The 23,965-nt window shown below is 33.6% G+C and carries 21 protein-coding genes; 11 read left to right on the plus strand and 10 right to left on the minus strand.

The features are described from left to right. Window positions 1–15: 15 nt before the first annotated feature. The 7 genes from AXG55_RS02825 to AXG55_RS02855 form a co-directional block, all read right to left on the minus strand. Window positions 16–1,371, minus strand: a complete 1,356-nt coding sequence (locus AXG55_RS02825) for a TldD/PmbA family protein (protein ID WP_148696624.1) — start codon at window positions 1,369–1,371, stop codon at window positions 16–18. 23 nt (window positions 1,372–1,394) lie between these two features. Next, a complete protein-coding gene (locus AXG55_RS02830) occupies window positions 1,395–2,858 on the minus strand; it encodes a TldD/PmbA family protein (RefSeq protein WP_148696625.1) in 1,464 nt (487 codons plus the stop codon). Window positions 2,859–2,887: 29 nt separating this feature from the next. Then, on the minus strand, window positions 2,888–3,676 hold the full coding sequence (locus tag AXG55_RS02835; RefSeq protein WP_148696626.1) for a type 2 periplasmic-binding domain-containing protein: 789 nt from the start codon (window positions 3,674–3,676) through the stop codon (window positions 2,888–2,890). A 39-nt stretch (window positions 3,677–3,715) separates the two neighbouring features. Further along, window positions 3,716–5,527, minus strand: coding sequence for an aspartate--tRNA ligase (aspS, locus tag AXG55_RS02840; RefSeq protein WP_148696627.1), 1,812 nt, complete (start codon window positions 5,525–5,527; stop codon window positions 3,716–3,718). 100 nt (window positions 5,528–5,627) lie between these two features. Then, a complete protein-coding gene (gene trmD, locus AXG55_RS02845) occupies window positions 5,628–6,371 on the minus strand; it encodes a tRNA (guanosine(37)-N1)-methyltransferase TrmD (protein WP_233231330.1) in 744 nt (247 codons plus the stop codon). Next, the gene (rimM, locus tag AXG55_RS02850) at window positions 6,368–6,928 is read right to left on the minus strand and encodes a ribosome maturation factor RimM (protein WP_148696628.1); all 561 of its coding nucleotides are present in this window, start codon (window positions 6,926–6,928) and stop codon (window positions 6,368–6,370) included. Before rimM ends, trmD begins: the two co-directional genes overlap by 4 nt. Beyond that, entirely contained in the window at window positions 6,925–7,284 is a 360-nt protein-coding gene (locus AXG55_RS02855) for a cyclic di-GMP-binding domain-containing protein, MshE-related (protein WP_148696629.1), read from the minus strand. The genes rimM and AXG55_RS02855 overlap by 4 nt, the downstream gene beginning before the upstream one ends. 108 nt (window positions 7,285–7,392) lie before the next feature. Between AXG55_RS02855 and AXG55_RS02860 the strand changes: the two genes are divergently transcribed. The 3 genes from AXG55_RS02860 to cydB all read left to right on the plus strand — a co-directional run bounded on the left by AXG55_RS02860 (window position 7,393) and on the right by cydB (window position 10,939). Then, window positions 7,393–8,382 (plus strand): NUDIX domain-containing protein, encoded by a 990-nt coding sequence (locus tag AXG55_RS02860; protein WP_148696630.1) that lies wholly within the window; start codon window positions 7,393–7,395, stop codon window positions 8,380–8,382. A 151-nt stretch (window positions 8,383–8,533) separates the two neighbouring features. Beyond that, on the plus strand, window positions 8,534–9,883 hold the full coding sequence (locus AXG55_RS02865; protein WP_233231331.1) for a cytochrome ubiquinol oxidase subunit I: 1,350 nt from the start codon (window positions 8,534–8,536) through the stop codon (window positions 9,881–9,883). 39 nt (window positions 9,884–9,922) lie between these two features. Continuing rightward, window positions 9,923–10,939, plus strand: a complete 1,017-nt coding sequence (cydB, locus tag AXG55_RS02870; protein ID WP_148696631.1) for a cytochrome d ubiquinol oxidase subunit II — start codon at window positions 9,923–9,925, stop codon at window positions 10,937–10,939. Here the strand turns inward: cydB and AXG55_RS02875 are convergent. Next, window positions 10,929–11,114 carry a C1orf53 family protein gene (locus AXG55_RS02875; protein WP_148696632.1) on the minus strand — a complete coding sequence of 62 codons (186 nt, stop codon included), beginning with the start codon at window positions 11,112–11,114 and terminating at the stop codon, window positions 10,929–10,931. The genes cydB and AXG55_RS02875 overlap by 11 nt on opposite strands. Window positions 11,115–11,416: 302 nt before the next feature. On the opposite strand from AXG55_RS02875, the gene AXG55_RS02880 reads away from it, so the two are divergent. The 8 genes from AXG55_RS02880 to AXG55_RS02915 all read left to right on the plus strand — a co-directional run bounded on the left by AXG55_RS02880 (window position 11,417) and on the right by AXG55_RS02915 (window position 22,469). Continuing rightward, window positions 11,417–14,482 carry an NAD-glutamate dehydrogenase domain-containing protein gene (locus tag AXG55_RS02880; protein ID WP_148696633.1) on the plus strand — a complete coding sequence of 1,022 codons (3,066 nt, stop codon included), beginning with the start codon at window positions 11,417–11,419 and terminating at the stop codon, window positions 14,480–14,482. Between the two features lie 53 nt (window positions 14,483–14,535). After that, a complete protein-coding gene (locus AXG55_RS02885; RefSeq protein ID WP_148696634.1) occupies window positions 14,536–15,606 on the plus strand; it encodes an AI-2E family transporter in 1,071 nt (356 codons plus the stop codon). A 148-nt stretch (window positions 15,607–15,754) separates the two neighbouring features. Next, window positions 15,755–17,221: a CRTAC1 family protein gene (locus tag AXG55_RS02890; RefSeq protein ID WP_148696635.1), complete on the plus strand. Its 1,467-nt coding sequence runs from the start codon at window positions 15,755–15,757 to the stop codon at window positions 17,219–17,221. Next, on the plus strand, window positions 17,218–18,282 hold the full coding sequence (locus AXG55_RS02895) for a phytoene/squalene synthase family protein (protein WP_148696636.1): 1,065 nt from the start codon (window positions 17,218–17,220) through the stop codon (window positions 18,280–18,282). The genes AXG55_RS02890 and AXG55_RS02895 overlap by 4 nt, the downstream gene beginning before the upstream one ends. Before the next feature lie 178 nt (window positions 18,283–18,460). Next, the gene (locus AXG55_RS02900; RefSeq protein WP_148696637.1) at window positions 18,461–18,646 is read left to right on the plus strand and encodes a hypothetical protein; all 186 of its coding nucleotides are present in this window, start codon (window positions 18,461–18,463) and stop codon (window positions 18,644–18,646) included. Between the two features lie 162 nt (window positions 18,647–18,808). Continuing rightward, on the plus strand, window positions 18,809–20,059 hold the full coding sequence (locus tag AXG55_RS02905; RefSeq protein ID WP_148696638.1) for a serine hydrolase domain-containing protein: 1,251 nt from the start codon (window positions 18,809–18,811) through the stop codon (window positions 20,057–20,059). Window positions 20,060–20,092: 33 nt separating this feature from the next. Then, a complete protein-coding gene (locus AXG55_RS02910; RefSeq protein WP_148696639.1) occupies window positions 20,093–21,352 on the plus strand; it encodes a serine hydrolase domain-containing protein in 1,260 nt (419 codons plus the stop codon). A gap of 16 nt (window positions 21,353–21,368) precedes the next feature. After that, the gene (locus tag AXG55_RS02915) at window positions 21,369–22,469 is read left to right on the plus strand and encodes a serine hydrolase domain-containing protein (RefSeq protein ID WP_148696640.1); all 1,101 of its coding nucleotides are present in this window, start codon (window positions 21,369–21,371) and stop codon (window positions 22,467–22,469) included. A gap of 5 nt (window positions 22,470–22,474) precedes the next feature. Here AXG55_RS02915 and AXG55_RS02920 read toward each other — a convergent pair whose 3' ends face one another. Continuing rightward, window positions 22,475–23,353, minus strand: a complete 879-nt coding sequence (locus tag AXG55_RS02920; RefSeq protein WP_148696641.1) for a hypothetical protein — start codon at window positions 23,351–23,353, stop codon at window positions 22,475–22,477. Between the two features lie 153 nt (window positions 23,354–23,506). Next, on the minus strand, window positions 23,507–23,881 hold the full coding sequence (locus AXG55_RS02925; protein ID WP_148696642.1) for a RidA family protein: 375 nt from the start codon (window positions 23,879–23,881) through the stop codon (window positions 23,507–23,509). Window positions 23,882–23,965: the final 84 nt, after the last annotated feature.

A 23,965-nucleotide genomic window follows, 5' to 3' on the forward strand; every position in this document is an offset into this window, starting at 1 on the left:
AAACAATATAGAATTTTAATTGGCATTGCCCGTAATTGATAATTCATTCACCCAAATTTCAGGTGCAATTCCTGATGGTGTGACTTCTTCTTTATCATCAATATAGCAAATATCTTTAAGGAGGGTTAGAAAATCACCTGCTACTGTTGCGGATTCAATGCTTTCTTTATGACCTTGATTCAATATAAAACCATCAAAGGGCAAAGAAAAAGATCCTTGTAAAGCGTTCACGCCTGCATGTAAAGCTTTCACCGCTTCAATATAAATCACATTTGACTCGTTATTTTTATTTTGCTTTTGTGATACAGATTGTGGCGCTTGCACATGAAAAAAATGTGGAGAAATTGTAACTTTAGCTCCAATATTGGCATGTCCTGTTGATATGGTATTGAATTTTTTTGCTGTAAAACTACTGTGTAAAAATGTTTTTAAATTTCCATTTTTAATAATTTCAATATTCTGAGTTCGAGTTCCTTCCTCATCAAAGTGCTGCTTTGCAGGATTTTTTTCATGTAAAGGAGAGTCTTTTAATGAAAATAAAGGAGAAGCGATATCTGAGCCGAGAGAATCTTCACTGGATAGGCTTTTTTTATCTAATATGTTTTGTGCATTGATAAAGTTAGAAAAGGCTCCCAGAAGATCTAAAAAAGCATCTGGAGAAAATATGACTTTGTATTTTCCCGATTTGATATTTTTGTAATTCAAATGGCTTTTTGTTTTTTCAATTGCTTTATTAAAACACTCTTCCACGTTGAGTTTATCAAATCCATTTGTCATGGAAAATTCCCCGACCTCTCGAGGTATTTTCCCTTCTTCTTGAGCCAGAGGATAAAAGTAACAATAGGAAATATTTTTATCTTCTCTTTTAAAGGCACCTAAGCTGTTAAAATAAAATCGCGTTGTAATAGAGTCTGCTATTTTATTATATGGAACACTTTTAAATAAAGGAGAATTTTCAAGAATTTTAGATTCTCCAAGAATACATTTTGCAACAAGATCATTCATTTTTGTAAGATTTAAATTATCATGTAGAATTTGGAAGTTTTCCTTTTCATTTGTGCAGTGCTCACTGAAGTCATAAATACTTTCTAAGGAGCCAAACTCAGATGAAGAATGGGCAAGTTTGAGGGCATCGGTCAATCCTTTCGGAGTGAGATCGGATGTGCTTGTGACGCCCACTTGATTTTTATGATTCCAAACGCGAATTATTAAAGAAGATTTGTTTGATGAATTTAATCCAAATGGTTTTTTGTTTTTTGAACTGGCGGTGCTTTCTTCTTTTGAAAAACCATAGACATCATATTTATTTATACCAAGTTGTTTAGCGTTAATTTGAATTTCAGAGTTTAATTTTTCGATATTTAATGTCATACGAGGCAAATCCTTTATTATATTTAGCGACCACCAACAGTAATGGAATCTACTTTAATATGGGGTTGTCCTACTGTCACATATATACTACCACTTATAGAACCACAGAATCCTGCGGAAATGTCTAAATCATTTCCAGACATAGATATTTTTTTCATCACATCGGGAGCTTGGCCAATTAAAGTGGCTCCCTTGACAGGCTTAGTTACTTTACCGTTTTCAATCATCCAGGCCTCTTGAACAGAAAAATTAAAATCACCTGTTCCATTGACACTGCCACCACCTAAACTTTTGCAGTAAATTCCTTTGTCAATACTGCTCAGCAACTCTTCTTTTGAATAATTTCCAGGTGCAATATAGGTATTTCTCATGCGGCTTGCTGGTGCGTAGGTGTAATTTTGGCGACGTCCACTGCCTGTACGAGGGTGACCTGTTAGAAGGTTTCCCATTTTATCGCATAAAAAGTTTCTTAAAATACCATTTTCAATAAGCAGAGTTTTTTGTCCAGGCATGCCCTCATCATCCATGTCCAGTGATCCGAAGCCATTCTCCCAAAATCCTTCGTCCCAAGCTGTTAAATTTTCGTGAGCAATGAGTTCCCCTTTTTTATCGCGAAAAGGGGTGGAATTTCCTTGTACTGCTGTGGTTTCAAGAAGGTGTCCACAGGCTTCGTGAAATATGACTCCTCCAAACTGATTTGCTAAGACAACAGGATAATTTCCTGATGACACAAATTCGGCATGCAGCATATGACCTGCGGTTTCTGCTAAGTCTTGAGAAAGAAAATCTAAATCGAGATTTCGGAAAAAATGTGGAGAGGAAGCCTCGCCTTTTCGATTGTGTGCCGAAGTTCTGTGGTTCCCATCGACGCACATGACTTGAGCTGAAATACTTTGGTGCAGTCGAATATCTCGTGCAAATATCCCATCGCTTGATGCCACAAGGACTTCTTGCCAATCGCGGAATCCATTTGTGGTGACACTTTGCAAATGTTTTGTCTTTGATTTTTGTTTTTCATTGCACTGCAAAAGAGTTTCACACAGTTCTTTTACTGTGCTTACTGAGGAGAGCCAGTTATTTTTTCTTTTAATAAGTCCATAATCTCTAAGAGGCTCTAAATTGACTTCTGTTAAAATGCGATTTCCAGGGATTTTTAAAGAATGGATATCGAGCGCTTTTTCAAGAATATTTTTTAAACCTTGAAAACTTAAATCATTTGTAGAAACGTAACAGTCTTCTTTTCCCTTAAAAACGCGGACACCTGCTCCCAATGAGAGGCTAGGGTTAATCGCTGTTACTTTTCCATTTTCAACCAAACTGCTTAAATAATTCCTGCGTTGGACAAAAAACTCAATAAAATCGGCTCCTGCGGCGCGGCCTAAACCCAGTAAAAGAGATAAGGGCGTTTTCCATGATTCATCAAAAGTGTCTTGAGACATAAAAAATGGAGTTCTGGAAATATGATCAACTGAAAAAGGATTTAACATGAACTTCCTCGTAAATTATAATGAATATTTTATTCTGGTAAAAAAAGTTCTTTTTTGTATTTTTCAAGAATTTCGTCGTATCTTCCAGAGGATTTTAAAATCTCCGCTGAATTGTTCAGGCGTTGGATAATATCTTTAGGTGCATTTTTGGTAATGGCAAGATAAAAAGTAACCTGCATAGGAGCGTATCCTTTTTTTAACATGAGGGCATCAAGTCCTAAAGCTTTGGTTGATTTCATTAAGGATGATTCAGATGCATAGAGCGCATCAACTTTATTCTCAAATAACATTTTTGTGCATTGATTTAAAGTAGGAACGGGATACAAATTTTCGAAACCCTGATTAATTAAATATTTGTTTAATACGGAGTCGAGCCAGACACAAACATGATCTAGGTTTTTAACTTCATCTATATTTGTTGATTTTTTCTTTGAGGACTTTAAAGAATAAAAGGATGTTTCAATAGTTAAAATATTTAAAATATTATAATATTTACGTGTGTTATTTTCATTTAACACAGCAATTGTAGCGAAAATATTATTAGGATTCTCTCCACATGAGTCCATTTTTTTATAAATATTAGGATAAAGTTCAATATGAATTTTTGCATTTAACTCAGATAATTTAAAAATCTCATGAGCAATTTCAAAATGAAATTTGCTTGGTGACGGTGGTGTCAATAACGTAATATTATTTTTTTTGGCATATGAATTATTTGGCAAAATAAGAGCTATGCAACCAAAAATGATCAATTTGGACATATAAGCTCTGAAATTTTGCCACTTCATAAAATCGAGCTTTGTAAAATGAGAACTCACTTTTTCCTCGACGGTGATATGTATGTAAAGGACAATAATTTATATTTTTGTTGTTTGAATATGAATTTCTTTAAGTTGTCTTTCCGAAACATTGCTAGGTGCTTTCATTAAAAGATCCATTGCTTTTTGATTTAACGGAAAGGCAATCACTTCTCTAATATTAGGTTCGTTTAGCAATAGCATGACCATTCTATCAATTCCGGGAGCAATGCCTCCGTGTGGCGGTGCACCAAAAGCAAAGGCGTTCCACAAGGCACCGAATTTTGCTTCGACAACGGATTCGGAATACCCCGCAATTTCAAATGCTTTTTTCATAATATCCCGCCGGTGATTGCGAATGGCACCCGAGGAAAGTTCTGTGCCGTTGCATACCAAGTCGTATTGATGAGCTAAAATATCCAAAGGATTTTTATTTTTAAGTGATTCCATTCCACCCTGAGGCATTGAAAAAGGGTTGTGTGAAAAATCAATTTTTTGTTCTTCTTCATTAAATTCATACATAGGGAAGTCAACAATCCAAGCAAAAGCCCAAGAATCATTATTTTTAAGATTGAGTTTTTCAGCAAAATAATTTCTGACTTTTCCACCTGCAACCTGAGTTTTTAGTTTTTCTGAACCGACAATAAAGACCACAGCATCGTGGGGTTCAAGCTTGAGTTGATTGCCAAGACCTTTCTTTTCCGAATCACTTAATTGTTTTGCAATTGAGCCTTTCCATTCCCCGTCCTTAACAGCAAGCCAAGGTAGGCCTCCTAAACCGCATTCTTTGGCATAGGCGTCGGCCTCATCGAAGAACTTTCTGCTTTGTGCGGCTGCCTGCGGAATGACTATGGCTCTTAATATTCCTTTTTTCTCAAGAACGGATTTGAAAACCGCAAATTGAGTATGTGCAAGGGTTTCTTCCACATTTTGCATTTCAAGGGAAAAGCGTAAATCAGGTTTATCAATACCGTATTTATCCATAGCTTCATGCCATGGAATGCAAGGAAACTTGCGATTATTTTTTACATATTTTGCATCATAATGATTTAAAGGTAATATATTGCGTTCTGAAAATTGCTTGTTTTCAAATAAACCGATCATGAGATTTTCGATGACATTAAAAACATCATCTTGTGTTACGAAACTCATTTCAACATCGAGCTGATAAAATTCACCGGGAGCTCTGTCGGCGCGCGGATCTTCATCGCGAAAACAAGGGGCAATTTGGAAATATTTGTCAAAACCAGAACACATTAAAAGTTGTTTAAACTGTTGTGGTGCTTGAGGAAGTGCGTAAAAATGCCCCGGATGTAAGCGACTGGGAACTAAGAAATCCCGTGCTCCTTCAGGAGAACTGCTTGTTAAAATAGGGGTTGTGAATTCATTAAAGCCGAGAGAAATCATTTTTTCTCTAATGTAACGAATCACGTTACAACGGAATAAAATATTTCTATGCATTTTTTCCGTACGAAGGTCGAGAAAACGGTAAGTAAGGCGGGTGTCTTCGCTTTCTTGTTTGGGGTTATGTCCAACAGGAAAGGGTAAAATTTCTGAAGGAGATTCTATGTGAAAAGCAGACGCATTGACTTCAATTTCACCTGTAGAAAGTTTTGCATTGATGGCACCTTCACGCTTTACAACTTTTCCTAATATTTGAATGACAGACTCTTGGCGAACTGTACTGGCTTCAGCAAAAAAAGGCATATGAGGGTGAATGACAACTTGGGTAATACCATAGTGATCACGAACATCAATAAAGATGAGTCCTCCTAAGTCTCGTTTTGAATGAACCCAACCCATAAGAGTCACATTTTGATTGAGGTGCGTTGTATTGAGTTCGGAGCAATTATGAGAACGTAGAGTCTGCATTTTCAAATACCTTTCAAGGAATATACCTAATACTTAATTGGCATAACACAACTCATCCAAGCGGTATAGCAAGGAAGTTGCAATAGAAAATTAATGTATATTATCCATTTTTCCAAATTTTTTCGATGAGAGTTTTCTCTTGGCGGCTAAGTTGATCCCATATCAAATAAATGAGATCGGGGCGATTTTTAGCTGTTATTTTAAGTTGTTCTTTTCTTTTATGGCTGGCAATTTTTTTATGATCTCCAGAAAAAAGAATTTCAGGCACTTTCATATTATTGAAAATTTCAGGGTGTGTGTAAGGTGGGGCTTCCAAGAGTCCATCTTCAAAACTATCTTGAGCTGAGCTTTCAGTGTTACCTAAGACTCCGGGGACAAAGCGCGAAACGCTGTCTATAAGGCACATTGCAGGAAGTTCGCCTCCTGAAAGTACAAAATCCCCAATGCTGATATGCATGTGAGCATATTTTTGGGTGAAGCGGTGATCAAATCCCGCATAGCGACCGCATAACAAAATAATATGTTTTTTTTGTGCTAGTTCTTTCGCATGAGTAGATTGAAAGACTTTTCCAGCGGGGGATAAATTCACCACAAAGCTGTTTTCTTGAAGAACAGATTGCAATGCTTTTTCGGCGATATCGGGGCGTAACACCATGCCATCACCGCCACCAATAGGATGATTGTCCACATTTTTGCGAGGGTTATCGGCGAATTCTCTAAGAAATACCGTATCAAGTTGAATGATATTATTTTTTAGAGCGCGGGCAATGACACCTTCGCTTTTGATGGTGTTAAACATTTCGGGGAAGAGAGTTAAAGCCGTAAAACGGAGATGAGAGTTCACTTGCTATCATCCTCAAAGAACTCAGGAACATAAATAATATCAATGCGCTCTTCATTTTCATTTATCTGTTTTATGAAAAAATCAATAAAAGGAAATAAAAATATCTTGTTAGAATTAGGAACAGAAATTTCTAAATTATCTTGAGCGCCATAAGAACTGACACCCTGAATGGTACCAATAAAACCTTTGTCCTCAGAATAAACTTTATATCCTACGAGATTTCCCACCAAATATTCATCTTCATTAAGTGGGATTTGATCTTTGTGAACATAAATTTTATTGTTGTATAAGGGTTCAATATGATTGCGGTTCTCAAAGCCATCTAAAACAATTGCCAAGGCATTGCCACTTAAGTAGGTTTTGAGAACTTTTTTTTCAATAAAACCTTCGGGGGTTTCAATAAGGAGACTCTTGTAGCCATCCCATTCTGTTCTTTTGTCTTCTGTCTTCAAAAAAAATGCGCCCTTCAAACCGTGAGGGCGACCAACTTGGGCAAACTGTATATAGCCACAGTTTCGCAGCTTTTTTTCTTCATCTCGATCAAATTTTTTAGTCATGCTTCTGGGTCTTTTAAAAATGCGCTAAGTGCTGATTCCATATCAGGCTGTGTTATGTATCCCAGTTCTACAAAGATTTGTCCAATAGGTCTCATGTTTTTTTGCTGAATTTCGAGGAGATGGGTCACATCTTCACTGGTGAGCATTTGAAGTGAAACCGCAATTTCTCCGAAGGGTTTGTTCAATTCTGATTGTTTATTCAGTATGATAAAGATTTGCTCTACAGTGAGTTTCCCCTCATTTAAGGCAATACGGCCAATGGGGAGCCAGGTCTGCTTTTGAATATCTAATGCCGTCATCACTTGACCTGGTGTGACATATCCCTTTTTTACAAGATAGGATCCAAACAACTGCATAAGAACCTCTCAAACGCCTTTGCGGTTTCAAATTTCGGCAAAATATTCTTCGGAATTATGTCGACATAATTATAAAGAAGATTAGTCTTTAGGAAGGAATTGTGTCAAATGCTCTCACCCTATATAAAACTTAATGATAACTGTGTCTTATGTGCGAAGCTGAGGAACGCTCAAAACGATCCCGACTTCCTTTTTGATGGAGGGCACAATGTTCTTGTTTTTAAAAGCCCTTTTGCAGAGAAGTGGCCCGGTGCTTTAATGCCCATTTTTAAACGGCATATTTATGAACACTCGGACATTAGAAATTCAGACTTGCCCGATACGTTGCACACTTTAGTCTGTCTGGAAAAAGCAATACGTAAAGTAACGGATTGTAAAAGAATAAATTTGGTAAAATTTGCTAACGTAGCGCATCACTTGCACTGGCATATTATCCCAAGGTATCCTAACGAAAATTATTCAAAAAAATGTTCTTGGGAATTAAATGATTATTCTAAAAAACAACTTTACAGTTGGGTTGAGGGAAGTTTTTTTGAGCCTAATAATCCTATTTATCAAAATATTGTTCAAGAATCACTGTTTGAAATTAAAAACAGAGGATCATCTTATTTTGGTTGCGCTTTATTTTTAAGACCCAGCGATGAAAAATTAAGAAAGGAATACTTTCAACTAAATATTGATATTATTTTAAAAATGGCAAGAGAAAACCCAAAAGATTGGGAATGTCTTTTAATGAAAAGAAATTATTTTGATTATGCTTGGGATTTCATTGGTGGAAATTGTGAAATTAATGAATTTCCAGAGCAGGCTATGATCCGAGAAGTATCGGAAGAAGTTGGTTGGAAAATTTTAAAATACAAAGAAGTAACAAGGCAGTGGCGCATGGGCTCTATAAAAGGAATTGTTTACTTTGCTATCCCTGAAGAACCCCAATTTATGGAGAATGATCCTCCACGCATTCATTGTGAAGAAGTAAATACTGTAAAATATTTTAATTTGGTTGAAATATTAAACGATTTATCTTTGCCAGATAGTGTTCGGGGGCGTATCTCTGCATTTTTAAATGAAAAAAGTGATTTTACAAGTGCTGATGGTTAAAGAAATTTTCTTTTAGCGCAACAATATGTTGCATGAATTTTTTATAAGAAATTTTCTTCTACCGCAACGATATGTTGCATACTATTATCTTCAATTATTTTCTTATAATGTTAGTTATTTCCATAATATGTTTTCTACTAAGGAGCGTGTTATGGAAGAAATTTTTACCGCTTTAATGTTAGCTCGGCTACAATTTGCATTAACTATAATGTTTCATTATCTTTTTCCACCCTTGTCTATTGGTTTAGGACTTATACTAGTCATAACAGAAGGAGTTTATTTAAAAACGAAAAATCCTCTTTACGAAAAGATAACGAAATTTTGGGTTAAAATATTTGCGGCAAACTTTGCTATGGGCGTTGCTTCGGGCATTGTGATGGAGTTTCAATTTGGTACAAATTGGGCGACTTATTCCCGATTTGTCGGGGATATTTTTGGATCTGCTTTAGCTGCAGAAGGCATTTTCGCTTTTTTTCTGGAATCGGGTTTTCTTGCCATTCTTGTGTTTGGTTGGGATCGCGTTTCACCAAAAATGCATTTTTTTTCAACCTTAATGGTTTGTTTGGGTTCTATGTTTTCTGCCGTTTGGATCATTATTGCCAACGCCTGGATGCAAACCCCAGCAGGTTATCACATTGTGGGCGAAGGAATGCATGCAAAAGCTGTTATCGATGATTTTTGGGTGATGGTCTTTAATCCATCCAGTATGCGTATGCTTTTTCATGCCATAATTGGCTGTTGGTTGATGGGTGCTTTTTTTATCATGAGCATCAGTGCTTGGTATGTTTTAAAGAAAAAGCATTTAGATGTGGCCAAAAAATCTTTTGTGATCGGACTTATTCTTGCTTTTATTTCCTCATTGGCGGCAGCAGGTTCTGGGCATTTTCTAGCAGAAAAAGTTGCAGAAACGCAGCCAGCAAAATTAGCTGCTATGGAAGGTCATTACATAACGGGAACAGAAGGAGCTCCTCTTTATTTGTTTGGAATTCCAAATTCAGAAAGACAAACGGTAGAATATGGAATTAAAATTCCGGGTGGATTGAGTTTTTTATTGTATGGTGATTTTAAAAAAACAATTGCAGGTCTAGATCAATTTAAACCTGAGGATCGTCCTCCTGTTGGTATTACATTTCAAATGTACCATTTGATGATATCATTAGGAACATACATGCTCTTATTAACTTCAATTTCGTTAATACTTTTAAAAAGAAATAAACTATTTGAATCAAAATTCATGATGAAAATTTATTGTATTTCTGTGTTAGCTCCTGTGCTAGCAAATCAAGCGGGTTGGATAGCGACAGAAACAGGAAGACAACCTTGGATTGTTTATGGTTTGATGAGAACTCCGGATGGTCTTTCAAAATCTGTAAAAGCAAATGAAATTCTCACATCAATTATAATGTTTACCTTAATTTATATATTACTTTTTCTTGTTTGGATATTTGTTATTCATAATAAAGTTAAACATGGTCCAGATGAATCTCTTCATGAAAAATGAAAAAGATTGTTATTTAAGAAAAAGTTTAGGAGAATTAAAGTGGATTTAAATATTTTTTGGTTTGTTACTTTAGGTGTTTTGTTGGCGGGTTATGCCGTCCTTGATGGTTTTGATCTTGGGGTAGGCATTTTGCATCCCTTGGCTAAAAATGATTATGAGCGCAGAATATTTTTGAATTCCATTGGGCCTTTTTGGGATGGTAATGAGGTGTGGCTTGTTACGTTTGGAGGCGCTTTATTTGCCGCCTTTCCCGATGCCTATGCTACTGCTTTTTCAGGTTTTTACTTGCCTTTTATGTTACTCTTATGTGCGCTTATATTTAGAGCTGTTTCTATTGAATTTAGAAGTAAACACGAAGCAAAAATATGGCGTAAATTTTGGGATTGGAGTTTTTGCGGAGCGAGTATACTCGCGACTTTTTTATTTGGAGTTGCTGTTGGAAATTGTTTAAATGGTATACTTGTAGGATCTGATAAAGAATATGCTGGAAATGTTTTTAATTTATTAAATTTTTATTCCGCTGTAATTGGTATTTTAGCCGTCACCACTTTTGCCATGCATGGTTCCATCTATTTATATTTAAAAGTGGAAGGTGATTTAAAACAAAGAGTTCATCGTTGGATATGGCATACCTTTGGTTGTTTTTTAGTGTGTTATATTTTTGCAACAATATATACTTTAGTTTCAGTACCAAGGGCTATTCATAATTTTGAACATCATCCGTGGCTTTGGGGAATTGTTATTATAAATGTTTTTGCCATTGGAAATATTCCTCGAGCGGTCTTTTTACAACGTCCTGGTTATGCTTTTTTATCTTCGTCCTTAACATTAATTGCCTTTACAGCATTATTTGGGGCGGCTTTATTTCCAAATTTAATTACATCGAGTCTTTCTCCAGAATTTAGTCTTACAATTTATAATGCCTCTTCTTCAGAAAAAACATTAGGTATTATGCAAATTATTGCATTTTGTGGAATGCCTTTTGTGATTTCATATACAGCAATAATATATTGGGTTTTTCGAGGAAAAGTAAAGCTAGGAAAATTCAGTTATTAATTTCTTCTTTTATAATGCTTTTTTGAAAATTATAAGGACAATGGAAACAACCACTTTGACAACAGTAGCCTCTTTTTAAATGATACTCTTTTGTAAAGACCATGAGTCCTTTTTCATTAAAATAATAATCAATATTTTCTATTAATTTTTGTTGCCTGTCTTTGTTGTGCTCCATAACTTGAATCCTATATGAGAAAAGAGGATATTCCTTTTGCAATAAATTGATATTATTGTATTTTGAAGTCACAGGAGAGACTCTTTGTGATCCCAGCTTAAAAAATAATACTATATTTTTAAGGATTTATATATTTTAATAAGGGGAATAAATATTTCAATTCTTCATTTTAACTGTTTGCAATCCGATAAAAAGCGGTTCACAAATTTGCAAGCCGCTTTTGATGTGCTAGTTACACTTTAAAGATTGAGGAACGGATCTTTTTTATCCGTTCTGGTTAATTAAATGATGTGGAGTAAGTCATGACCTTGCCAAAAATTCATAGTCAAAAGTGGTTGAGTGAAGTTGAGTTGCTTGATTCTGAAATAGAGCCTTCCGAGTCGCTCAAGCCTGCAAACATAGAGAAATTTTTTGCGGGCTTAAGGGATTCTAAGGCCTGTTCAGGAGCTACGAGTGGAATATTGGATGAAATTTCGAAAGAACTCGAACACACCGTTCCATGGTTCTTGACACAAATGCCCCCTCTTTACCTTTGGTCCACATCCCAAAAAGCTATTATGGACGACATCTTAGAGATCGTATCTGGCAAGGTCTTAGGCGAAAATCAAATCGCAGAGCGCGTTGCGGCAACGACTCAGACTGTTACTTTCATCGCTCCAGGTGAGCATTCCACTGCTTCCGTTCGACTGGCTCCCGTTATTTCCGGTCATCATGCGAAAGTGGCACGGTTGTTCAATTCTTTAGATAAGAAAATTGGCCTTTGCGAAATTTATCAAGCTCCCTATAACAATAAAAATGCTTGGAGCCATAATAAAGCCCAAGAAAAGTTAGAGCCACTTCGTAAGTTGCTCTCTCATAAGCCAAAAAAATCGGTGGATCTCTTTATCAATTCTTTGGATAAAGATTATGTTGAAGTTGCAACTACAAAACAAATGGCACTTGCTTATGAAGCTATTAATTATTGCTTAGAAAATGAAAATACATTTGTTAACTTAACAACAATTGTTGATGAGGAAACAAATGATGCTCGAGTTCGTGTTGATATTTGTTTAAAACACTTTCCTGTTACTGCAGCTATGGAAAATATAATTGGTATATTTAATCGTTATAATTTCCAGGTACGCCGTGTCCTAGCTAATGAAGTATTACTGAATGACAATCAAAAATTTACAGTACTACATTTAATTTCAGCAAGTCCAACGGGTGAAGTTATTACCGATAATATGAAAGCATGGGGAAAAGTTTTAAAAAGTTTAAAAACATTATCCTATGTTGATCATGGTGATGAATTCTCAAGTCTTTTATTAGGTGAAAGCCCTTTTAGTCTTAACGAAACAAATCTTGTTCGTGCTATGGCTAATTGGGTTCATATTTTCTTAACGAAACAAAATCCTTATTATTATTCTACAGATCGTGTTTCAAAAATAATTGCAAATAATCATGCTTATATGGATCTTTGTATCAAATATTTTAGAGCGCGTTTCGATCCACGTTATGACGGAGATCGTAAAAAAGAGTCTGTAAGTTGTTTTGATCAAATTAAATTGATGTATGCAGAATTAAATGATGTTATTGAAAAAAATATTTTAAAAGAAGGATTAAACTTTCTTTCTCATATTTTAAAAACAAATTATTTCTTAATTTCCAAAGGCGGTCTTACATTTAGAATTGACCCTAGTGTTTTGGATAAGCAGTATTACCCAGAAACACCGTTCGGCATTTTTTATATGATTGGCCGTAACTTTAGAGCTTTTCAAGTGCGTTATCGTGATATTTCTCGTGGTGGTATGCGTGTTGTGTTGCCAAGAAATTCCGGTGATTATGAAAATGCTTTAGCAGGTGTTTTTGACGAAGTGAACGGTTTGGCTTCGGCGCAACAACTCAAAAATAAAGATATCCCCGAAGGTGGTAGCAAATGCGTTATGGTGGTTCGTCCTGGTGGCGATAAAAATGAAGCCGTAAAAGCAGCAATTTCTGGATTATTAGACCTCATTGTAACAGATCCTAAAACAGGCGCTTTGGCCGATGGCATTATCGATTATTATGGTAAAGATGAAATTATTTATTTGGGACCCGATGAAAATCTTACAGATGATCTCATTGTATGGATTATCGAGCATGCTTTGCATCGTAAATACAAATACGCATATGCGTTTATGTCATCTAAACCAGACTTTGGAATCAATCATAAAACCTACGGTGTGACTTCCGAAGGTGTGAATGTTTATGTAGACAATGTGTTACGTTACCTTGGTTTGCAAAATTCTACCTTTAGAGTAAAAATGACCGGTGGTCCCGATGGGGATGTGGCGGGTAACGAATTAAATATTCTTTATCGTGAATATGGTGAACGGTGTCGTGTTGTTGCCATAGGAGATGGTTTTGGTGCCGCCTATGATCCGCGCGGATTAAATTGGGTCGAACTGTTGCGCTTATATAAAGAGTCTAAGTCTATTGTTGAATTTGATCCCAAAAAACTCAGTGGTGATAGTAAGGCCTATGTTATTTCTGCAAATACAAAAGAAAATATGAAAATCAGGGACAGTCTCTACGCCACTGCCGAAGCAGAAATTTTTATTCCTGCAGGGGGACGTCCTTATACCGTAAAAGAAAGCAATTGGGACAGATATCTGATGCCCAATGGCAAACCAAGTTCTCTAGCTATTGTCGAAGGAGCCAATATCTTTTTTACGAAAGAGGCTCGTCAAAAAATAGTAGATAGTGGTGTTATCGTTATTAAAGATAGTTCCGCAAATAAAGCAGGGGTCAGTTGTTCTTCTTACGAAATCATTGCTTGTCTCACTATTATGCCTGAGGAATTTGCTGAAATCAAAGATATTTATGTTGGCCAAGTTCTTAATATAATTAGACGCAATGCCGATTTGGAAGCAAAATTATTATTCCGTGAATGGCTCAAAAATAAAAATGAAACCGATCTGGTTAAATTAAGTTATGAAATTTCTACAGAAATTAACCAAGCAAAAGACATTTTACTTGATAAATTAAATAAATTAAGTGATGCAGAACTTTCTGCAAGTAAATTTACTTTCGTGCTTTTAAAACATTGTCCAAATGTTCTTGTTGAAAAATATAAAGATCGTATTCTCAATCTTCTTCCAAGAGCACATAAAATTGCAATTTTAAGCGCCCATATGGCAAGTCACGTGATTTATCGTGAAGGATTAAATTGGTTAGAGTCCATGCATCCTGATCAAATTTTTAAAGTGGCACTTGATTATATGGAAGTAGAACGTAACATTGAGAAGATGATTGCCGAGCTACAAGAAAGTTCTCTTTCATTTAAAGATGAAATAGTTGATGTCTTGAGAGCAGCGGGAGCAAAACATCTTGCTTCAAGCCGTATCTAGCATTGGGCTTAGATTAAGGAAACGCACGGCGACATTTCAATAGGGAGGTCTCTGTGCGTTCTTTTTTTACCAGAGAAACAGTTTTTTTTCTTTGCATAGTTCTTCTTTGTTTTTACGTTTTATATCCCTATCTTCTACCTTTTATATTCGGAATTTCTTTAGCGTATTTATACGAACCACTTCATGAAAAAATTATGGTTTATTTCAAATTTAAAAAGTCTATATGGAATTGGTTTGTTGCAGTATTCCTTGTTTTTATTACTTTAACTGCAATAATTGGGCCTATTCTTTCTTTAATTTCAACAGGTATTCAAGAGTTAGTTTCACTATTAAATTTGCTAGATACTGAATTAAAAAATCCGATGTTTTTTAATGAGCTTTCTAAAAATATAAGTCTATTTTTAGATAAATTTTCTATTCATTATTCAGCAGAAGAAATTATCGTCAAAGGTACAGAAATGCTGAAAAAAATTGTTACCTTTGCTGCTTCAGGTGCGGGTACAGCATTGTCAGCAACTCCTGCCTTTATAATTAAGATAACTGTTTTTCTTTTAACATGGGTATTTTTTCTGATTCATGGCAAAGATTATCGAAATTATTTATTACCAAAATTGCTTCCTTGGGACAAAGAAAGAGAAATGATTTCCAAAACAATTTCCTCAATTTTAAAAGCACTTATTGTTGCTAATGTTTTGGTTTCTTGTATTCAAGCTATTATTATCACCTCTGTTCTGGCCATGTTTGGAATTCCACGTTTTGCGCTTATGGGAATTATTGCTTTTTTTGCCTCATTTATTCCAGTTATAGGTACAGCGCCTGTTATGTTGGGTGCCGCTGCGTGGTGCTATTTTAATCAGGGGAGGTTAGGAGCTGCTATTGGAATTATTATTTGTGCGGCGCTCGTAAGTCTTGTTGATAATATTTTGCGACCCTATTTCATGAAGGGGGGAGCCGATCTTAACTTTTTCTGGATATTTTTAGCTATCGTGGGCGGTATGTCTCAGTTTGGTGTTTCAGGAGCCGTTTTAGGACCTGTTTGTTTTGCTTTATTTGTTGCTGCTGTTAGAGCAAATGAAGAAATCCATCAGCCTGTTATTGAGCAAGAAGAAGCGCCAAATCCTTAGAATTTTAGAATATAACTCTCAAATTAATTCAAAAAACGATAAAAACTACTAAAAAACAGTTACTCTTTTGTCTCGATTACGGTAAAGGGTTGGGGGGTAAAGACAACTTTTTCGTTTTACCGTAACCTTTTTGTTTAATGGATATATAATGTCATTAAAGGCAAAAAAAAATAAAATTTTGTTCAAAGATTCATCACATGCTTTGGAAGAAAATGATTCATCGCAGTATTATGGTGTCACTTTATTTGATATTGATGGTGACAACGAGCTTGAAATTTTAATAGCAAACGCTTCCGGTGGCAATATTATTTATAAATATAATGAGCTAACTCAAACATTTAAAAATATAGCACCTGAAAATTTTAAAGCAGTAGATAAAAAAACTTTATGTTTATGTGTGGGTGATTTTTTAGGTAACGGGTCACCTGCAATTTATATGCAGCATTCCGATACTTTTTCAGGAATGAAAACACAATACGATAATATTCTTGTGCGCGATTCAGAACCAAATGAGAATATTTCCTTTCAAGATTATATCAAAAAAAATCCCGATATGAGCAATCCTTATGCAGGGCGCAGTGTTGCCGCTGTAGATTTTCGCGGTGAAGGGAAACACGGGTTTTATGTAGTCAATTATGATGCCCCAAGTTTATTTTATAATTTTAATTTAGAGAAAAATAAACTTGAAGAAATTTCCAAAGAGCTGGGTTTAAGACAATTTGCAGGTGGACGTAGCATTTTATCGCAATATATTATTAATAAAAAAGCAATTGATGTTTTTATTGGGAATGAGAACGATTCCAATGCCCTATTTACACTTTCAAGAAATGGATTGTATAAAGAAGTGGCTTCTGATTTTGAATTAACTGATTACTTTAATGATTCAAGAGGAATTGCAATTGCTGATTTTGATGGAAATGGATTGTCAGACATTGTGGTAGGAACATGGGAAGGTAAAAATTCTATTTTTATTCAAACCTCAGATGGTATTTTTGAAAATCTTTCCCCCCCTTTTTTTACAGAGCCACGCAGTATAAGAAGTGTGATTGTCGCTGATTTTGATAATGATGGTAAAGAAGAAGTTTTTATCAATACTTATAAAAATCGAAATCGTATGTATCGTTATCTTGGAAATAGAGAATGGGAAGAACTGGATATTGGTTCTCTTTCTGGAAAAAACTTGTGTGGAACCGGTGCTGCTGTAGGCGATCTCACAGGAAATGGTTTTTTGGATATATTTATTACGGTTGATAATCAAACATCACAAGAAAATAAATTATTTTTAGGAGTTCCGAATAAAAATAATTGGCTTCGTATCCAGCCTCTTACAAAAAATGGATTTCCTGCTTTAGGAGCTAAAGTAAGATTATATTTAAAAAATGGAAAATCCCAGACAAAATTTATATGCTCGGGCAGTGGTTACTTATGTCAAATGGAACCTGTTGCTCATTTTGGTCTTGGCTTTAAAAAACCTAAGATTGAAAAAATTGAAATTACTTGGCCTGGAAATGGGATTGAGGATCCTCCCTATCGTGAGATATCAGGAGCTAATGTAAATTATGACACATTTATTCAAATACCATTTCCAAATCATTCAGAAAGTTCAAAGGAATGAATTCAATAAATATTGAAAATAATATAATGAAATATCAACACAATAATGTTCAAATATCTTATCATGAATCATTAAATTATTGTTTGTCTATTTTACCAAATGTATCACGCTCTTTTGCAATTGGAATTCAATTTTTGTCTGGCGAGTTACGTAAATCCGTTTTAGTCGGTTATTTATTATGCCGCATTATCGATACTATTGAGGATGATAGGTATCTAGATTTAAATTTAAAGGAACAATATTTAAACAGATTTTTAAATTGTTTTGACGACATAAAAGAAACCTATACTTATTCTAAAGTATCCTCTGAGCTTCAAGGTGATCCCTATCATCTTGATCTTGTAAAAAATACCCATCGTGTTTTTGAAGTTTATACTTCCTTATCTAAAAACACGCAAAATATTTTAAAAAACTGGGTTTCTGAAATGTCAAAAGGGATGTCTTTATTTGTAAATAGATATCCTAAAGGGATTCGTATAGTATCCTTAGATGAATATAAAGAATATTGCTACTATGTAGCAGGTACTGTGGGGTATCTATTAACAGATTTGTGGAAAGAATATGGTTCTTTTATAAATGAAAACGTTTATAATAAAATGCAAAAAAATTCTGTTATTTTTGGTGAGGCATTACAAACTGTAAATATTTTAAAAGATATTAAATGGGATGCACAAAATGAAAATTCAATTTATATTCCTTTAAATATCCTAAAAAAATATGGTGTGAATCACGAATCCTTATTAAATATCAGCTCTCAGGAAAATGCAGAAAAAGCGGTTCGTGAAATTCTTATACTAGCACAGCAAGATTTACAAATTTCAGTTGATTATCTTAAATCTATTCCAAAAATGAATTTTAGAATTCGGTTTTTCTGTATATTCCCTCTTTTTCTTGCCTTTGCCACATTAAGAGAGCTCGATAAATCTCGTAGTATTCTTTCATCTGAAAAAGTCATTAAAGTTTCTCGATTGGAAGTGAAGAAAATAAAAAAATATTCATTATTTGCATCTTTAAGTAACAAATATCTTGATAGAGCTGTGACTAAGATTTTGAAATTTTAATTAAACTTAAAATTTTTCAAAAATAGGTAAGCTATTCTTTTATAAAAAATCTACACTTGACTATATAAAAATTATAGGTATTCTTTTTCTATAGATGTTAAAAAATTTTTAGTAATAATTTTTTTATGGTAATTAACTTTTGTTTTTTATTATAAATATATAAGCATGGAGAGAGTTTATGCTAAAGTCTTTAAAAGTTATTTCTTTAATTATATCAGTCATGTATTGTGGTTTAGGGCATGCAAATGGGCATCAGTATAAAAATATTATTACAAATTATGAAATAACCAGTATACATAAATCTATATGCAAATGCATTTCAGGTAGCAACCCTAAAAAAAAATGTAAAGGAATAAATCTATAAAATAAAAAATATGTAAAATGAATTAAATATCTATAAAATTAGATATTTGTTAAAATTTGACAATATATCCTCCAAAAGCTATTAACTATTTTGATATTTGAAATAGCAAATTTATTTATATTTTTAATTAAAAAAATAAATTTTAAATTTGGAGGAGCAAAATTGATTCCGAATTTACTTAAGTATTTAAAAAAAATATTTTGCATACAAATAATTTATTTCGTTTTTGGTTGTACCGATTCCTCTTCTAAGCAATCGCCTTCTATAAAATTTAAACCAAAAGAAATATTTAGTATTCAAGCTCGCAATGAAAATTTAATTAAATTAAATACGAAAGAAGTGGGAATAACCGGTGTTCTCACGACAGTACAATGTCCTAAATTCAATAAGGGTGAAGCCTTTACTTATTTTTCTGGTACTCAAAATCTTGAGGGTGCATTTGTCTCTGAAAAAAGTTTGTTTCAAATGGGGACGAGTTCAAAGTTACTTTTGACTGTTATTGCCCTTCAACTTGAAGAAGAGGAGCGTTTAAGTTTAAATGATGAAATAAGTAAATTTTTACCTGATATTTTTCCTAATTGGCAAAATATAACATTAAGGCAATTGTTAAATAATACAAGTGGGATTCCTCCCATAGAAATGAAAAAATATATTAATTCAATAAATGATTTTAAAAAAGAATTTATAATTGAACATATATTAAAAATTCAACATGAAATGCCATTGAATTTTAAATCGGGCTTAAAATGGGAAAATTCCGATACAAATATTTTATTAACTTCCTATATTATTGAAAAAATTACGAGTCACAAAATAAAATTTGAAATTGAAAATAGAATTTTAAATCCTTTAAATTTAAGTCGTTTTTTTTACATTCATCATGTTCCAGATAATGAAATTCCAGCCCATGAAAAAAATAATATAATCCACGGCTATTTTTACTCAGAAGAAAATGGTTTTAAAAAATTTAATAAAATGAGCACGCATCATTTTAGCGTCTCTTTGTATAATGCAGCAGCAGCATGGACTGCAAATTCTATTGAATTAAATTCTTTTATACGATCTTTATTTAATAAAAATTCAAATAATAAATCTCTATTAAAAGAAAAAAAATTAAATGAAATGTTATCGTTTATAGACAACCGCGAAGGGCAGGGAGCTACTACTTTACCCGAAGGTGTGAATAAGGAAAATAAAAGCGGTTATGGTGTAGGAGTAAAAGCTATTTATAATGATTTGTTAGAAGCCCCTCAATATTTAAGCGAAGGAAAAAGCTTGGGAATGACATCTTATATCTCGTATATTCCTAGTCTCAATGCGTCTTATGTTTTAGTTGTGAATTCAAGTCATATGGGAGTCTCCGAAGAAGCACATACAAATTTGAAAAAATTTGTTCATCTACAATGCCTTTAAAAATGAAAATAGGATTTAATTTACAGGAAAGTCATGAAATTTTTTAATTCAAAAAACAAAAAAGTATCTTTTTTAATAATAATCTTTTTCAATTCTATTGTGGGTTGCACTCATAATAAAAATTTAAGCGAGGTGAACGCTGCTCCCTATTCTATGGATTTAGCAAAAGAGCTTGATATTTTTATTGATAAAGAGCAATCGATAAATGAAATTACGGGAGTCTCAGTTACTTTTCAATGTCCCGCTTTTCAAAAAGGCTCTCCTAAAACGTGGAATATAGGTTTACAAAGTAAACAGGGTTTGCCTTTAAGCGATGAAAGTTTATTTCAGAGTGGCAGCATTATTAAATCCATGGTTTCCGTTATTATACTGAAACTAGAAGAAGAAAAAAAATTATCCTTAAATAATACAGTAAAAGATTTTTTTCCAAATGCCTTCGAAAAATGGCAAAATATTTCCTTGAAGCAGCTGCTAAATATGACCAGTGGCATTAAAGGGTCTTTTAGGTCTGAATATGATCCTGTGAAAACAAAATTCTTTGCCAATGCCTATTATAAATTTTCAACAGATGAAATATTAAATTTAATGCATGAAGAAGATATTAAATTTAAACCTGGAAGTGAATATTATTATTCTAATACAAATTATGTTTTACTTAATAAAATTATTGAAAAGGTAACTGGAAATGGTTTAGAAATAGAATTGCAAAAAAGAATTTTTGAACCTTTAAATTTGAATAATTCATATTTTATTAAGCATCTTCCAAAAGAGGATATTCCATCCTATAAACTAGTCAATTTGATGAGTGGATATCTGCATCCTGAAAAAGAATCATCAAGCTTTCATTTAAAAGGAACAGAAACGACAAACTTTAGTTTATCATCTGCTAATGGAGCAGGAGCATTAATTTCTACTACTGGGGATTTAAATTTTTATTTACGGTCCTTATTTTTAAACAATAAGCAAAATAATAATTCCTTTTTTTCTGAAAACCAACTTCAAAAAATGATGACTTTTATTGATGTTTCTAATGGAAATAAAATTCCAGATATACAAAAAAGCAAAGAATCTATTGGTTATGGCTTGGCTTTACTTTCTTCCTATAATGAAATATTTAATGAAAGAGAAATTTTTCACACAGGAGGAACATTTGGATATTCATCGAAAATGTCTTATTTTCCAGAGAAGGAAATTTCATACGTTTATAAAATAAATTCAGATAATCGCATTAAGATTATTGAAATGGATAAGGTAATTCAGAAATATATATTTCAGCAATGCAAAGCTAATTAATAAGGATTTCATTGTTATGCAAAAAGAATTCATTGATTTTATCCAGCAACATAGTTTTGAAACAGGAATTACGGGAGCCTCTTTTACAATTCAATGTCCTACGTATCATAATGGCAAAGAAATTACCTATAATGCCGGTCATCAAAGTAAAAATGGGAAACCGGTAACAAATAAAAGCTTGTACCAAATTGGCAGTTTATCGAAATCATTTTTAGTGGTTGTTGTCCTTCAATTAGAAGAAGAAGGGCTGTTAAATTTAGAAGATAAAGTAGCTCAATTTTTTCCCCATGATTTTAAAAAATGGCAAGATATTTCAATTAAAAAATTGCTTAATATGACTTCAAAAATTCCCTCATTTACAGACGGTAATGACTCCGATGTGATATTGGAATTAATAGCCGATCCTATTTTAAATTATTCCAGTCAAGACATTTTAAATTTAGTCAAGGATAAAGAACTTAATAATTTAAATTGGGAATATTCTAATACGAATTATGTCTTAGCTGGAAAAATAATTGAAAAAGTAACAGGAAATAAATTATCAACTGAAATTCAGTCGCGTATATTAATACCTCTACACTTAAAATCAACCTATTATATTAAATCAATCCCCAAAATTGACATTATGTTTCATGATTTAGAAAATTTAATGAGCGGCTATTTTTATGAATTAGAGGGGAGTGAAAAAAAATTTAATGGTTTGGATATTATAAATTTGAGTATGTCGCGCTTAAAAGCAGCAGGTTCCCTTATTTCAAATTCATCTGATATTAATTTTTTTATTCGCACTTTATTTGAAAGTAAAAACTTTTTATCGCGTAAGCAGCAAAAAAAATTAATCACAATGATCGATCAAGCCACAGGAGACGAATTAAAAAGTACAAGTATTCCCGAAAATTCTTTGGCTTATGGTTTAGGTATTGAAGCAAAACATCACCCTAAATTTAAGACATTGGTTTATGGCCATACGGGGGGTACTTTTGGATTTCAATCAGCAATGTGGTATATTCCCGATAAAAAATTATCGTACTATTTTGCCCTAAATACTTCACACGAAGAGGCGTATAATAAACTTGAATTATTAGTAGAAGAGTATATTGTGCAAAGATTTTTTTAAATAAATTATGTTGGTTTTAAAATGACAACTTTAGCTCTGCGTTTGACAACCCACGCCCCTTTATCTTTATTAAAAAAGGAAATAGCGGGTAGAGTTTCTCCAATAACAAGAGATTTTATTTTTTCACCTTCATCAAAAATTCCTAATTTTTGGCAAAGTTTTAAAATAATAAAAAATTCTTCTGAGCTGCAGTTTTCGGTGACTTCTGCTGTTTGTAAGTCTGGTGCGTAAGATTTCCAAATGCTATCTTCAATTTTTAAATTATATTTTTCGAGTTTGAAATTGATTTGAGCAGCTTGGTGTTGAACAATTTGAAGATTTTTTTGCAGCTTCATCAAATGAATTTCAGTATCTTTGGTATTTAATTTGTCTTCCATAATAGTCTGCAAAACTATGCGGATTTGTTTTGCCAGGAGGTTAGACATTAAAAAATTGCGCATAAATTCCGCAATTTCAATGGCTCCTGAGCATTCCATATAATCATTTTGGGTGGAAAGCATGGCTGATTTTGTTTGGATGAGATCTTGCGATGCATTTTGAATAAAGAAGGTTGCTCTGTCGAAGGAGTCCATGATTTTCTGGTGTAAGGCTTCTTGTTTTTCTGGAATATTTTCCATAATTTTAAGGCGATCGGAGATAGCTTGAATATTATTTTGCTGAAAACTCAGGCTTTCTGCGAGTTGATCGGAAAGAGATTTTATCGATTCCATATTTCTTTGGTTCATTAAAATCAATTCCTGATTTTCAGCACGAAGCGCACTCACTACATTTTGGCTTTCAAAGCCAAACAAACGTGCTAACAACGAAGATTTATGTGCCGTATTAAAGTTTTTAGCAGCAGGAATGGGCTTAATCGCTGTTTTTTGCATGGGTTTCATGTTCATCGAGACCTCCTTATCGCATCCTGACTCATCTTATACTTGTCTCGAGCAATCCGTCAAAAAAAATAAAAAAAGAATGTAGGTTTCATAGGAATGCGTTGGTTTTATAATTAATATTTGATTTTTTTAAATAATATTAAATTAATTTGTTACTTTTTACAGAGAAGCAATACACTCAATTTCTACCATGACATCGAGGGGGAGTTTCGCAACTTGTACGGTTGAGCGCGCAGGAGCATGACCTTTAAATAAGCGCTCATAGACGCTGTTCATTTTTTGAAAGTCATCCATATTTTTTAAAAATACAGTCGTTTTGACAACTTTGTCTAGACTTGAACCCGAAGTTTCTAAAATAGCTGACATGTTTTTAATAACTTGTTCTGTTTGTGTTTCAATCGTAGTGGCTTCTACTTTCATGGTTGAGGGATTTAAGGGAATAGATCCTGAGCAAAAAACCATGTTACCTAATACAATTGCCTGTGAATATGGACCAATGGCTTTGGGGGCATTTTCTGTCGCAATAATTTTCATTGACGATATTCCTTAAAAATATTTTATAAAAATAGCCTTATCCTATTTATCTTAAAAGAAGAATAGGGACAAGCTTGGTATTTT

Origin of the sequence: Silvanigrella aquatica, assembly GCF_001907975.1 — a bacterium.
GTDB lineage: Bacteria > Bdellovibrionota_B > Oligoflexia > Silvanigrellales > Silvanigrellaceae > Silvanigrella > Silvanigrella aquatica.